Here is a 13,415-nt window from a genome sequence, read left to right on the forward strand (position 1 = left end):
GTATTATATGAATAAATTGAAATTTTTAGGAAGAGGTTCTGGATATCATTTTACTGAAGCTAATACATCGGCATATATTAAAGAAAATAAAACTTTGTTGTTAATTGATTGTGGAGAAACTGTATTCAAGAAAATTTTAGAAAAAGATTTAATGGATGGGGTTAAGGAGGTTCACATATTAATTACTCATATGCATTCAGATCATGTAGGCTCCTTAGCTGGGTTTATTGGATTTTGTTATTGGAAGTATAAGATAATATCAAAAGTATACTTTAAAGAAAAAGAAAAGATAAAAGTATTTTTAGAGTTACTTGGATTAAAAGAAAATGAGAGTTTTTCAGTTTATAATCCTGATGGAATTAGAATTGAATCATTGAATTTAGAAATAAACTCAATTTTAACTAAGCATGTAAAATCAGTTAATGCTTATTCATATATTCTAGATTTTGATAAGTCAAACAGTATCTTTTATAGTGGAGATACTTCTGAAACGAATATTGATGTAATCACCTTTTTAAAGAATGGCAATTTAATATATCATGATACATGTCTTGATGATGCAATAGATAATGTACACACATCTTTAAGAAAGTTATGTGAATTAGTACCTAATAAATATAGAAGCCAAGTTTATTGTATTCATATTGACGGAGATAATTTTATTGAAGAAGCGAACAGACAAGGATTCAAAATAGTTTTTGTAGATTAAATTATTTATTTTTTTATAGAAAAGGTTAAAAGGATTTTTATGAAGCTGCACTTATGTTCTGTAGTGACTTCTTCACAGGTCTTACTAGAATCCTTTTAGGAACGCTTCTACAGAGCTCAAGGTTCTTAAATTTTTTAGAATATAAGAATAAAAGAAGCTAACTTCTTTTATTCTTTTAAAGATTACTTCTTAAGAAGTTTTATTCTTACTAAACCATGCCTTACTAAGGAGTTGAATACCTTCAGTAATCTCACTTTCAGTCATCCTACCGAAACCAATAAAAACCATATTATTAGTGTATTTATCTTTTTGTAACCAAAATATGGACACTGGATAAACTAAAACACCATATTCTTTAGCTTTTTCTATTAGTTCTTCTTCAGATAATCCATTATTTACTTCTAGTAAAACGTGTAAACCTGCATTTTTACCATGAATGATAACATTATCGCCCATAAATTCATTGATTGAATGTATTAAGATATCGTGTCTTCTCTTATTTTTAAGAGATATTTTTCGCAGATGACTTTCCCAATGGCCTAAATGCATAAACCGTTGAATTATTTTTTGCTCAACTATTGGAACAGAAGTTTGGTATGTACTAAATAATGTATCATATCTTTCTAGTAATGATTGAGGTAATATCATGTAGTTTAATCGTAAGCTTGGAGACAAAGACTTTGAAAAAGTTCCAATATATACAACATAGTCTTTTGAATCAACACCTTGTATTGAAGGTATAGGTCTAGAGTTATAACGAAGTTCACTGTCATAATCATCTTCAATAATAATTCCATTTACTCTTCTTGCCCAATCTAATAGTTGTAATCTTTTTTGAATAGGCATCACTGAGCCAGTGGGGAATTGATGAGATGGCGTTACATAAACAACTTTTGCAGAACAGCTTTCCAGTTCTTTAAGATTTATTCCATCCTTTTCTAAGCTAATTGGGAGGACATCAAAGCCGTGGTTATATAAAATCTCTTTCACACCTCTGTAGCCTGGATCTTCTACAGCTATTTTAGAAGAAGTATTTCTAAACATTTGGCATAATAAACTTAAACATTGCTCGAAGCCTGAAGTAATAATAATTTGTTCTGGGTTGCAGGAGACACCTCTAGATTTATTTAAATAATCTATTATTTCTATACGTAATTCTTCTTCACCTTTATTGTTTGTGTAGGATGTCATCATCTCAGCATCAATAGATGCTAAACATTTATTTGATATTCTTTTCCATAAGCTTAAAGGAAAATCAGAAGCACTTAGGTCTCCATATTTAAAATTATATTTATAATTATTATCATAATTAACATCAGATAATTTAGTTTTATATTCTTCAATATTTATAGAGGGCTCTCTCTTTAACTTAGCAATTAACATACTATCTAGTTTTTCAACTATAAATCCGCTACCTGCTTTACTTTTAATATAGCCTTCTGAACAAAGCTGTAGATAAGCACTTTCAACTGTATTTCTACTGACATTTAATGATGTTGCAAGGCTTCGTGTTGAATATAGTTTGCTGCCCTCTGAAAGTTGTCCTGAAACTATACTTTCTTTTATTTGTTCATATATTTGCAAGTATAATGGAACTACTGAATCACTATTCAAAACAATCATTCTTTAAAACACTCTCCTTACAAACTGTATCCAATAAAATAAAAATAATTGGCACTTTTGATGATTACACTTTGATTGTATAATTATCTCATAGGAAAGTCAATGTGCACAAATTGAGGCTTTTAAAAAAATTTAATGTAATTAAATTTACAGAATTGCATAGGAGGAATTTAAATGTTAAATGAAAAATTACTTGAGGTTATATCACATGAAGGGGTAGTAGCTATAGTATCTTGTAGTAACAACGAAGCGCATGTAGTTAATACTTGGAATTCATATCTTGTTGCCACTGAAGATGGAAGACTATTAATACCAGCAGGTGGAATGAGAAAAACTCAAAAAAACATAGAACAAAATAATAAAGTTAAGGTAACTTTAGGAAGTAAAGAAGTAATGGGACATACTCATATGGGAGCAGGATTCTTAATAGAAGGAACTGCTAAATACCTTGAAGAAGGTTCAGATTTTGATATGATGAAAGAAAAATTTGCTTTCATAAGTAGAGTATTAGAGATAACTGTTGTATCTGCTAAACAAACAATATAGTTATAATAGAATAGGATTTTCAAAATTTATAGCCTTAGACATTAAAGTGATTTGTCTAAGGCTATTTTTCTCATTTAATTATCTAAAGATTTTAAATGTTTATCAAATTTAAAGAAACAGCATCCTAAAAAGCCTAGAATAGCTATTAGAATATAGATTAAACCATTACCTGATCCTGTGCCATTACCAACAATATAAGAAAAAAATAATTGTAAGGTTGATGGCTTGTTCATAAATGGCACGAGTAGTTTATCAGTTAAAATACCACCAAGGATGTATCCAACTGGTATAGAGAAGTATTGTAAGGTATTTCTCGCTGAAAAAACTCTTCCTTGCATCTCTATTGGTATTTCTGTTCTCATAATATATTCCACGTTAGCTATTAAAAATGGAATTAAACAATTACCTAAAAAAACAGCAATCATCCATACCTTATATTTACGACCAATTCCCAGCATACTGTTACAAATTAAGAATGAAAATATCATTGTATTTATAATAGCAGGAATTCTTTTCTTTGGCTGTTTCATTAATGTTACAATAATACTTCCAATAATTCCGGCTATGCCTATCATACTGCTAACCATACCAAGTTCTAATTTATTATTTTCATTCCTAGATAAAATCATAGGTGCTAAGTTACTGTTATATATAGATGCAATAAAGTTTACAAAGGCCATAAAAATTATAAGATGGAAAATATCTTTTCTACCTAGAATATAATTAATTCCTTGTTTGCAGTTTGCAAAAAAACTTTCTTTTTTATCATTATTTTTTATAATATTATTTGGAATACTCACAAAAAATAACAAAGATATAAATGCAAATATAAAGCTGAACAAATCAAAAACAATAATTACTTTTAGCCCTACCAAAGCATAAAGTCCTGTAGAAACAATAGGCACAAATGTAGTGCTAAAGGAAGTTGTAAAAGAACGAATACCACTTATCTTTGTGTAATGTTCCTTTGGAACTATTATTGATATCACAACATTTGAGGTTGGTTCTTGAAATGCATCAACCACGCCTAAGGTAAAGTTAATTAAATATAAGTAACTAATATTTAATTGATTGAAAGAGATTAATACTAATGTTATCAAAGAAAAAATAGTTGCAATCACATTAGATATAAGCATGACCTTTTTCTTATTCCAACCATCAATAAAACTACCTGCAAAAAAACTAAGTGATATAGACGGAAGTAATGTGCAAACGGTTAAAGCTGATGCTGATATCACGGAACCACTATTTTCGTATGTCCACATAACTAATGCAAAACTAGTCATTTTATTACCAAATTGCGAAATAAATTGTCCTAATTGTAATATATAAAAATTTTTTAGTTCATTATTAAATTTTAAGTTTTTCATTTTAACTCCACTCCTTAATTATATTAGTAATTAAAGATGCAAAGTCAAAGTTTAATAGATTATTACTCCATGCAATCTCTATTTTTAATGACTTTGCATGGAGTGAAATCAACAGTAAATTTCATAAAATTCACCTCTTTTGCTAGCGATTTAAATTAAAGTTATAAATTTAGTATAACATTAACTTTTATTGATTTACAATGCTATTTAAAGTTATGATAGCCTCTTTTTATCTATCTAAAAATAACACTACCTTTTAAATTAAAATACTAGTTACTTGATACAAGTTCATAATAAGGAATGGCAGCACACTCCTCAAAACCTATACTTTTTGCTAACTTAAATGACCCCATATTTTCTTTATGACAAGCCCAAACAGGCACATAGTTATTATTTTTGCAGAAGTTCAACATCTCAATGCATGCATATTTTCCTAAACCCATACCTCTATAGCTTTTTGAGGTTTCAACACCTATTTCTAAATAATTTCCAATTATACAGGAAGAAAAGGCTATAGATACTATATCATCACCTTTCATTAAGGCGTATCCAATGCCATCGGATAGAAATTGCTCTTTAGAATTCCAAAGATATTTGGGTATAACGACTCCTTCAATATTATCATAAATATCTGAGTCTATTTGCTTAAGACTATACTTAGCTGGAGGTTCTGAATTTACATTAAATTCTTTATATTTAAGGTTTATTCTTGTCCATTTAATCAAGTGTTTTTTTCTATTTTTTTCAATGAGTATATCAAGATTTTTCTTATCATTTGTGTGTTCTAATTCAGAATAATCTATTATCCTATTATTTACTATTTGTTTTAATTTATCATTCCACTTATCAGGATACACTTGGAGCCATTCTGGTTTTATTCTATGAGGAACTACATTTAACATATAATCAGAAAGACTTTGGTTAAAAGTTTCATTTTCAGTTTCTCCAAATAAGAGAGACATTCCATAAAAATTAGCAATATAAAAAGTTTTAGGTTCGTAAATATTATCAACAAAAACACTTCCAGGGGTTTTGGATTCTAGTACAGCACATGCAAACATTGTATTAAAAGGAATCTCCTTTAACTTTTTTATTATTTCTTCATATTGGGCTACTTGTACTAATATCATTCCATTTTTCATACTAACACCTCTTTTATTTCTTTATTACTTACTATTTTAATTGGTATAGGTTGAGTATATAATATAAAATATGGTAGTTCAATTATGTAAAATAAAATCTGTACTACTACAGAACTGAGGAATTATGAATAACATAAGTAAAACAGATATAGTTAAAGAATTTATATTTAAAGAGATAAAAGAAGGCAAAATAAAGAAAAACATGCGTCTTCCAAGTTGTAGAGATGTTGCTTCAAAGCTTTCATTAAATAAAATCACTGTAAATAAAGCATATAATGAACTTGAAAGAGAACATAAAGTATATAGCATTCCACGAGGTGGATTTTATCTTGTAGATTATGAAAAAAATTATTCAAATCAAGATACTGAAGTTGACTTTGCTACGGTGAAACCAGATAGCAAACTGATTCCCTATAGAGAATTTGCACATTCAATTAATAATGCAATAGAAGAGTATAAAAGTACCTTACTTGATTACGAATCAACTATTGGATTACTGTCTTTTAGAGAATCACTTAAGAATGAATTTGAAAGCAAGGGAGTATATACAACTTCAGACAGGATTATTGTGACTCATGGAGCACAGCAGGCTATAAGTTTGGTATTTCAGGCTATTTTTAAAAATAATAAAGGAAAGTTACTTGTAGAAGTTCCTACATATAGCATTGCATTAAACTTAGCTAGTTATTTAGAAGTAGATGTTGTGGGAATTGAAAGAAAAGAAGATGGATTTGATTTTAAGAAGATTGAGATGTTATTTAAGAAAGGTGATATCGCTGCATTTTATGTGATACCAAGACATCATAATCCAACAGGGTATAGTCTTTCTGAAAGCAACAAGAAAAGACTTGCTGAACTTTGTAATAATTATAATATCATTGTGATAGAGGATGACTATTTAGCTGATTTAGGATATAAGAAGGGTTCTATGCCTATTCATTATTATGATATAACTAAAAGTACGGTTTATATAAAGAGTTTTTCTAAAACCTTCATGCCTGGATTAAGATTAGGGGTAGCTGTACTGCCTCAAAAATTAGCTGAATATGTAGTAAATCTTAAATATATAAGTGACCTTAACACCTCAAAACTTACCCAAGCAGCTTTAGATATTTTTATAAAATCAGGTATGTACGAAAAACACGTTAAAAAAGTAAAAAAATCCTATGAAGCGAAACTAAGAAGAGCAAAGGATATTATAGATACTTTAAGCCCTAATAACCTCCTTTGGTATGTTCCAGTGAACGGAATATTTATTTGGGCTAAGTTACCTAAATATATAGATATAAATTTGCTTAAAAATAATCTTAAAAACCGCGGAATATTAATAAACTCAACGGAAGAGTACTTTTTGAAAGAAGAATGGGAAAAAAGAGATTTTAATTATTTAAGATTATGCATTTCTAGCATTCCAGAAGAAGATATCAGAAATATTACTGATATCATTTCAGAAATTCGAGCTTTAATGGAAGCTCATGGTGAGGGGGATGTGACTTAAGGGATTTGATAGAATAAAAAATAGTTGAGTCCAACTTTTCTTGGATCTACTATTGTTTAATTATACATAATACTAGTTCACTGATATATATAAGTGTAGAAGGTGCATGAATGCTATATATTTATATATTTATTTAAATAAAAGAAGTTAAGTTCTTAAAATCTTAACTTCTTAAGATTTTAGCTTCTTGTGTTATATCGATAAATTGTAGAAGTTCTTCGAACTTCTACTGAGCAGCATGAAGAAGGAATTTGGTAGGGTTACCTCGAATTTATATTGGGAAGAGGGTAATGAACATGATGATTCTCTTCTAACCTTATAATAAACAGAGGTGTTTAAGTTATGAATGATAGAATTCCATGCGTTAATGTAGGGTGTAAATCTACAATATTGCAATCAACAGCTGATAGAACAGGTGGTTATTGTATGCCATGTCATCAGGCTATTAAAAGAAAAGAACAGGAAGAGTTTATAAGAAAGAATAGAAAAGATATTAATCTATATGAGGGAGTAAATGATCCTGTTGAGATATTAAAAATAATGCATACTCCAAAGAAATACAACCCTTTGGAGAACTACATAAAATATGATAAAAGTATGGAAGAGGTGTATATTACACTTTCTGAGAAAGACAAACAAAAAATGAAAGCTTATGTTTTAAGTCTAATAAAAGATGAAGAAATAGAAAAGGCTCAAGATATATTGCTACCACTTGTTTGCTTTAGAAATGCAAATGTAGAGGAATGCCTTGAAGCTTTGATTGAAAAAGGAGAATGTTATCCTGAGATAGTATTTAAGGATGCTTTTGCATATATTAGAGATATTTTGATTAGCAAAGTAGAACAAGAACTTAATACTATTAACTTAAATCATGCTTTGAGAGCTCTTGCATGGATAGGTGATAAAAAAGTAGTAGATTTATTTAATAAGTGGAGAAAGGAACCCCCTAAGTGGGCAGAAAAATTATACGTTCCACCTGAACAATATTCTTTTGAAGCTGGATGGGAGCTAACTGAGAAAGGTGAGAGAAGGGATTTATTTTATAAGGATTGTTATGTAATCGAGAAGAAAAAATCATCAGAAGAACAACCAATAACATTTTTAGAAAAACATGATGAAAAGTGTAAATGGTGTGGTGGAGATTTAACTAATTTATTTAGTTTTGATTTGACTAATTCTTTGTTTGATTTTATTAACTGTAATAATGAGAAATTAAATATTCCAACTTGTCATGTGTGTAATTGTTATGGACCATTATATATGGATATTGATACCAGAGGTACTGGACATTGGAGTGAATTAAATTCAAAACCAGAATATTTAGGAGATGTAAGTGAGGATGAATCTATAATTCTAAAGAATCCACTAAGAATTTCAAAAGTCAAGCGAAGCTGCTTTCATGCATCAAGTGAACTTTTAGAAACTACATTTTCACAAGTAGGTGGACAGCCTACTTGGATACAAGATGCCGAATATCCCAAATGTCCAAAGTGTTCTAATCATATGAAATTTATAAGTCAAATTGATTGGGCTGATATTGAGGAGTATGGAGAAGGAATATATCATGCTTTTGTCTGTGAAGAGTGTAATATAGTTGCTACAAATTATCAGCAATCTTAGAATCTAGCGTTCAGTAATAGATTTTTTGAATTATAGGATGGTAGTATTATATACTACTACCATTTAAATAGAGAGTTATTTAAAGAATAAGAACTATAAATTATTATTTAAAAGAGGAGAATACTTTGATATGAAGATACCGGAGAATTTTATTAGATTAGTTCAAGATAATTCAAAATTAAATGTGTCATTAGGATATGATGATATTTATTCAAAGTTGATAATATTGAAAAAGCACAAGTAGGTTATAGTATAGACAGAGATGGTAATTCTTTGGTTTTAAATGAGGAAGGAAGTTGGAAGGCGAATTGGTTGATAATAGGTTTCAATGAAAACTCAGGAGATTCTTATTTCATTGATACATCATCAAATGATTACCCGGTTTATATTTCAATGCATGGAGAAGGTGCATGGAATCCAACTATGATAGCAGATTCATACATGAATTTTATTGATATATTAACTGAATTACAAAGACTATCCAGAGGAAGAGAAAATCCAGTTGCATTAGAATTAAATCCTATTCCATCAAAAGATATAGAAAAATTTATTTCAGGTATAGAATCTAAAAATATGAAATCAGAAGTTTGGTATTGGGAAAACTTGTTTGATTAATGATTCGGAGGAAGAAAAAATTAAAAAAGATATTATATATTTAAAAGGTGATGCTACTACTCCTAACATACAAGGTATTAAAATCATTGTACATATTTGCAATGATATTGGTGCATGGGGGAAAGGGTTTGTACTAGCTGTTTCTAAGAGGTGGAGTGAACCTGAAAAGGAATATAAAAAGTGGTATAAAGATGGTACAAATTTTAAACTTGGAGAAGTTCAATTTATCCAAGTTTCTGAAGATAAATATGTTGCTAATATGATAGGTCAAAGAGATATAAGAAGAGGTAAATCAGGAGTTCCTATCAGATATGAGGCAGTTAATAAATGCCTTGAGAAGGTTTGTGAAAAAGCATTAGAATTAGGAGCCACTGTTCACATGCCAAGGATAGGCTGTGGGTTAGCAGGTGGTAAGTGGGAAGAAATTGAGAAATTAATAGATAAAAATATATGTTCAAAGAGTATAGATGTGTATGTCTATGATATAGAGTAGTTTTATTTAGTTGGATAAAGCAAGTTATCATATTTAGTTTGAAAAAGGAGACTTTCATAATGGGTTGGGGTTTAGACTTTAAACTAATTGAGTTGAATGGTATTTTAGCTAAATATCAATACGGACAGTGTTTACATGAATTGGAAGGAATCTTGATTAGGTCCTATAGGACAGAGGTGTTTTTTAAGAATTAAAGGTTAAAGATTCAAATTACACTTATAATAAACAGAGGTGAACTAATGGAATTTATAGAAGGAAATAAAGAGATAGTAAATGATTATGGATATTGGCCATCTTTCCATGATGACTATATTACAAAGTTTACTATAGATGGATCAAGTATTGATATGATTATAAGGATGGAAAGTACACCTAAGGGCTATAATGAGTATTCAGTATTATTTACTTTTGAAGAAGTAAATGATTTTGAATTAAAAGGAGAGCTACTTGGGACTGCAAGTATTATATTTGATCTAGAATTTAAGAAATCAGATTTTTTAGTTTGTACTATTAATTCTTCCATGGGCACATGTGGATACATAGAGGCTAAGGAAATATTGGTACAAAAGTTAGTTGTCAAAATTGATTTAACAGATATTAAGGATTCAAAGACACTGCATAAAACACTTTCTAAATATTTAAGTTTTCCTAAGTTCTATGGAATGAATTGGGATGCTTTCAGAGATGCAATAACTGGATTAGTAGTCATGCCTAAGTTTATAGCATTTGTGGGCTGGAGTAGCTTTGAGCAGAATAATAGACAAGATGCAGATATGCTAAAGAAACTACTTAAAGAATATAAAGAAGAAAATGAACCAGAATTTCATGTAGAATATCTATAGGATTTTATAAACTAGGAGTTGAGTATTATGGATAAAGATAAGGCAATACAAATACCTATTGACGTCTGGCAAGATCCACAAGGTGATATTGTGTTAAATACATCTGGAAGAATTTTTATATAACATAGATATGATGATAAGGGGAATGGAGATGTGGAAAGAGTTTATAAATAGTTTATCTGATGAATATGAATTTCAGGAACCAGCAAAGGAAAAAGATATAATTGAGGCAGAAGGACAACTTGGTGTAGAGTTACCTCATGATCTAAGGGAACTACTAAAGGAATCTAACGGAATTTTAGGTGAATATCGTATTAGTATAATATGGGACATTAAAAGAATAGTACAAGATAATTTAAACTTTAGAAATTCAAGTGATTTTAAGGAACTATACATGCCTTTTGACTGTTTATTGTTCTTTGCAGATGCAGGGAATGGTGATCAATTTGCATATCCAATACTCAATGGCACAATAAGTAAGGATGACATATATGTTTGGAACCACGAAGATGATAGTAGAACATGGGTTGCATCATCTTTAAAATGGTTTATTGATGGCTGGTCAAGTGGACAAATTAGTACCTAGTACATATTAGGTGGTGGAGTTATGAAAGAAAAATTAACTAAAAACGAATTAGTAGAGATTGTGGAAAGAATTATTAATACAGAAGGAACGGAAGAAGAAATTGATGAGATGATTGAAGTTTTTGAAAGAAATGTGCCTCATCCAGCAGCATTGGATTTAATCTTCTATCCTGAGAAAAATGAGGTAACTCCCGAAGAAATAGTTGAAGAAGCTCTAAATTATATAGCACAAATTTTGTAACATAATTTAATAAAGCAGGGCAACTTGAAAATTTACAATCTCATATTCAGTTTTGAATAAACGATAGCATTTTTGATGCCATCGTTTAATTGGTAAGATTAAATCTGTAGAAGTATAATAAATTAATAGGGGTTGATGAATTTGTGCGGAAACATTGCTTGGTTAGAACCGTGGTATTGCTTATGTACTGAAGGAAGTTCATTTGAACAGGAACTATATAAAGAGTTAGGGAAAAATCACGTACTAAATAACAAAAAAGTATCAGTAATCGGAAGACGATATGATCGTGATGATTTTTTATTTGAGATTAACGATATAGAATTTAAACTTGCAGTAGTACACCTAACTTTTTCAGGTAAAGACGAAAGCGGTACTTACCCTAAAACAAAGCTATATAAAGACTTAGATGACTGGATAAATAGGTGTATGTTACCAGATCATACTGAGTTTGAATAGTTAAGAATGGTTGAAATAAGGAGCTGATAATATGATTAAAAAAATTATTGATATAATATTTAACAGTAATAGATCTAAACAGATAAATATAGATGTTCCAGTTAGCTTACAACAAACTAATAATATAAAGAATTCTAGTAGTATCGAGCTACTAAATGACAACATCAAATTGTCAGCAATTCCAGATGTTTTTCAACTATTACTTAGTAGTGACGAAAAAGTAAAGCTACAGGCTACTGAAACTCTTAATCATGTTATGAATACTTTAAGCCCTACTAGGTTGATAAAAGTTGATAAAGTATTTAGAGAAAGAAGCTCTTATGACTGGCAGTATGATTGGAGAAATATAAATCCTAAAGAATTGTTTCATCCTTTAATGACGGAAGAGGAGAAGATTGCAATATTAGGGCTAAGTAGTTTTCACCCCAATGGATATTTTAGAGAAAAGGCAATAATAGCCCTTTCAGATATGAAAACTGGTGGAGCAATACCATATCTATTAATTAGAATAAATGATTGGGTAAGGGCAGTAAGAATTACTTCAAAAAAGCAATTACTTAGATATACAAAGTCTGAATATGCTGAGTATTTTGTAAATAACTTACCGTTGGTATTAAGACTGAAAGAATGTTCCAGAGATGAACATGTTGATGTCATAGATGCAGTTGTTTCAATTATATCTAGCGAAGAAGGCTCTAAAAGGTTAATAGATGGGCTAAAATCAGCTGATTCAAAAGTAAGACTAGCTTGTTATAAAATAATCCTCCAGATAAAAGTGATGGGCAATAGAAGTATAATAAATTATTTAATAAAAGATAATAATCCATACAATAGGTTATTTGTACTAAGGAATATAAGACAAAAAATAACGCAAGATGAGTTTATTGATATTTCGCAGTTATTACTTCAAGACAAGTTTGCTCAAATTAGGATTTTTGCCATTGAATTATTGTATTCTTTTATGCAAAAAGAAAGTATAACTATACTAGAGAAAAGCTTGTTCGACAATAATCAGTCAGTAAGAGAATTGTCACGATATTTACTCTCAAAGCATAACAAGTATGATTTTGCGGCTATATACCGTAATGAAATAGAGAAAAGTGAAAGATTACACCCTAGTATCTGTGGACTTGGAGAGATAGGTAATATAAATGATTCAGAGATTGTAGTTAAATTTATGGAATCTGATGTCGTAAAGATAGTAAAGGCTTCTATTAATGCATTAGCAAAGCTAGATATGCAAGGACATAATGATAAAATACTTTTATTTTTAAATGATGATAGGGTTGGTGTATCTAAGGCTGCTAAAAGAGTTTTAAGTAAAGAGGTTAATGCAGGCGATGCATATATTATATATAGAATCTTTGAGAAAGCCACTTACAATCATGTGAAGATTAATTCATGCGTTCTTTTATGCTCATTAAGTAAGTGGAATTCTATTAGATATATTATAGAATTTTGTGCAGATAAAAACGAAGATGTTTCATTACTTGGACAAATATCACTTCAAGGATGGAAGTTAAAATATAATAAGTCTTTTACAACTCCTAATAGTAATCAAATAAAGGAGATAAGAGAGGTTTTAGAGAACTATGGAAAGTTTATTAAAGATAGTGATAGAGAGTTTATTGAGTTTTGTATAAGAGGCTTTGACAAATAGATAGTGATAAGATGT

14 protein-coding genes are annotated in these 13,415 nt (G+C 29.5%); 11 read left to right on the plus strand and 3 right to left on the minus strand.

The features are described 5' to 3' along the window. Window positions 1–7: 7 nt before the first annotated feature. Window positions 8–709, plus strand: coding sequence for an MBL fold metallo-hydrolase (locus tag P8F83_RS06310; protein WP_326513923.1), 702 nt, complete (start codon window positions 8–10; stop codon window positions 707–709). A 189-nt stretch (window positions 710–898) separates the two neighbouring features. Here P8F83_RS06310 and pdxR read toward each other — a convergent pair whose 3' ends face one another. Further along, window positions 899–2,332 (minus strand): MocR-like pyridoxine biosynthesis transcription factor PdxR, encoded by a 1,434-nt coding sequence (pdxR, locus tag P8F83_RS06315; protein WP_326513924.1) that lies wholly within the window; start codon window positions 2,330–2,332, stop codon window positions 899–901. A gap of 174 nt (window positions 2,333–2,506) precedes the next feature. On the opposite strand from pdxR, the gene P8F83_RS06320 reads away from it, so the two are divergent. Continuing rightward, window positions 2,507–2,878: a pyridoxamine 5'-phosphate oxidase family protein gene (locus tag P8F83_RS06320; protein ID WP_326513925.1), complete on the plus strand. Its 372-nt coding sequence runs from the start codon at window positions 2,507–2,509 to the stop codon at window positions 2,876–2,878. A 74-nt stretch (window positions 2,879–2,952) separates the two neighbouring features. On the opposite strand, the gene P8F83_RS06325 is transcribed toward P8F83_RS06320, so the two are convergent. Both P8F83_RS06325 and P8F83_RS06330 read right to left on the minus strand, forming a co-directional pair. After that, complete coding sequence (locus P8F83_RS06325; RefSeq protein ID WP_326513926.1) at window positions 2,953–4,248, minus strand: MFS transporter; 1,296 nt, start codon at window positions 4,246–4,248, stop codon at window positions 2,953–2,955. A 269-nt stretch (window positions 4,249–4,517) separates the two neighbouring features. Continuing rightward, window positions 4,518–5,390 (minus strand): GNAT family N-acetyltransferase, encoded by an 873-nt coding sequence (locus tag P8F83_RS06330; protein WP_326513927.1) that lies wholly within the window; start codon window positions 5,388–5,390, stop codon window positions 4,518–4,520. Window positions 5,391–5,514: 124 nt separating this feature from the next. Here P8F83_RS06330 and P8F83_RS06335 point away from each other — a divergent pair, with 124 nt between their 5' ends. The 9 genes from P8F83_RS06335 to P8F83_RS06375 all read left to right on the plus strand — a co-directional run bounded on the left by P8F83_RS06335 (window position 5,515) and on the right by P8F83_RS06375 (window position 13,400). Further along, on the plus strand, window positions 5,515–6,888 hold the full coding sequence (locus tag P8F83_RS06335) for an aminotransferase-like domain-containing protein (RefSeq protein ID WP_326513928.1): 1,374 nt from the start codon (window positions 5,515–5,517) through the stop codon (window positions 6,886–6,888). A gap of 342 nt (window positions 6,889–7,230) precedes the next feature. Continuing rightward, window positions 7,231–8,508 carry a DUF1963 domain-containing protein gene (locus tag P8F83_RS06340; RefSeq protein WP_326513929.1) on the plus strand — a complete coding sequence of 426 codons (1,278 nt, stop codon included), beginning with the start codon at window positions 7,231–7,233 and terminating at the stop codon, window positions 8,506–8,508. 273 nt (window positions 8,509–8,781) lie between these two features. After that, the gene (locus tag P8F83_RS06345) at window positions 8,782–9,123 is read left to right on the plus strand and encodes a hypothetical protein (protein ID WP_326513930.1); all 342 of its coding nucleotides are present in this window, start codon (window positions 8,782–8,784) and stop codon (window positions 9,121–9,123) included. Continuing rightward, window positions 9,116–9,616, plus strand: coding sequence for a macro domain-containing protein (locus P8F83_RS06350; RefSeq protein WP_326513931.1), 501 nt, complete (start codon window positions 9,116–9,118; stop codon window positions 9,614–9,616). Before P8F83_RS06345 ends, P8F83_RS06350 begins: the two co-directional genes overlap by 8 nt. Before the next feature lie 239 nt (window positions 9,617–9,855). Continuing rightward, complete coding sequence (locus P8F83_RS06355) at window positions 9,856–10,458, plus strand: barstar family protein (RefSeq protein ID WP_326513932.1); 603 nt, start codon at window positions 9,856–9,858, stop codon at window positions 10,456–10,458. A 151-nt stretch (window positions 10,459–10,609) separates the two neighbouring features. Next, complete coding sequence (locus P8F83_RS06360) at window positions 10,610–11,044, plus strand: SMI1/KNR4 family protein (RefSeq protein ID WP_326513933.1); 435 nt, start codon at window positions 10,610–10,612, stop codon at window positions 11,042–11,044. A 21-nt stretch (window positions 11,045–11,065) separates the two neighbouring features. Beyond that, window positions 11,066–11,284: a bacteriocin immunity protein gene (locus P8F83_RS06365; RefSeq protein ID WP_326513934.1), complete on the plus strand. Its 219-nt coding sequence runs from the start codon at window positions 11,066–11,068 to the stop codon at window positions 11,282–11,284. 141 nt (window positions 11,285–11,425) lie between these two features. Continuing rightward, window positions 11,426–11,740 carry a hypothetical protein gene (locus P8F83_RS06370; protein ID WP_326513935.1) on the plus strand — a complete coding sequence of 105 codons (315 nt, stop codon included), beginning with the start codon at window positions 11,426–11,428 and terminating at the stop codon, window positions 11,738–11,740. Between the two features lie 31 nt (window positions 11,741–11,771). Then, a complete protein-coding gene (locus P8F83_RS06375; protein ID WP_326513936.1) occupies window positions 11,772–13,400 on the plus strand; it encodes a HEAT repeat domain-containing protein in 1,629 nt (542 codons plus the stop codon). The last annotated feature ends 15 nt before the right edge of the window (window positions 13,401–13,415 follow it).

It is taken from the genome of Clostridium intestinale (assembly GCF_035905475.1).
GTDB classification, from domain to species: domain Bacteria; phylum Bacillota; class Clostridia; order Clostridiales; family Clostridiaceae; genus Clostridium_T; species Clostridium_T intestinale.

What these genes read in the sequence shown, in the direction of transcription:
- P8F83_RS06365 (WP_326513934.1), top strand. Translation starts at nt 11,066, where the DNA reads ATGAAAGAAAAATTAACTAAAAACGAATTAGTAGAGATTGTGGAAAGA.
- P8F83_RS06360 (WP_326513933.1), top strand. Translation starts at nt 10,610, where the DNA reads ATGTGGAAAGAGTTTATAAATAGTTTATCTGATGAATATGAATTTCAG.
- P8F83_RS06340 (WP_326513929.1), top strand. Translation starts at nt 7,231, where the DNA reads ATGAATGATAGAATTCCATGCGTTAATGTAGGGTGTAAATCTACAATA.
- P8F83_RS06330 (WP_326513927.1), bottom strand. Translation starts at nt 5,390, where the DNA reads ATGAAAAATGGAATGATATTAGTACAAGTAGCCCAATATGAAGAAATA.
- P8F83_RS06320 (WP_326513925.1), top strand. Translation starts at nt 2,507, where the DNA reads ATGTTAAATGAAAAATTACTTGAGGTTATATCACATGAAGGGGTAGTA.
- P8F83_RS06335 (WP_326513928.1), top strand. Translation starts at nt 5,515, where the DNA reads ATGAATAACATAAGTAAAACAGATATAGTTAAAGAATTTATATTTAAA.
- P8F83_RS06325 (WP_326513926.1), bottom strand. Translation starts at nt 4,248, where the DNA reads ATGAAAAACTTAAAATTTAATAATGAACTAAAAAATTTTTATATATTA.
- P8F83_RS06375 (WP_326513936.1), top strand. Translation starts at nt 11,772, where the DNA reads ATGATTAAAAAAATTATTGATATAATATTTAACAGTAATAGATCTAAA.
- P8F83_RS06355 (WP_326513932.1), top strand. Translation starts at nt 9,856, where the DNA reads ATGGAATTTATAGAAGGAAATAAAGAGATAGTAAATGATTATGGATAT.
- P8F83_RS06310 (WP_326513923.1), top strand. Translation starts at nt 8, where the DNA reads ATGAATAAATTGAAATTTTTAGGAAGAGGTTCTGGATATCATTTTACT.
- pdxR (WP_326513924.1), bottom strand. Translation starts at nt 2,332, where the DNA reads ATGATTGTTTTGAATAGTGATTCAGTAGTTCCATTATACTTGCAAATA.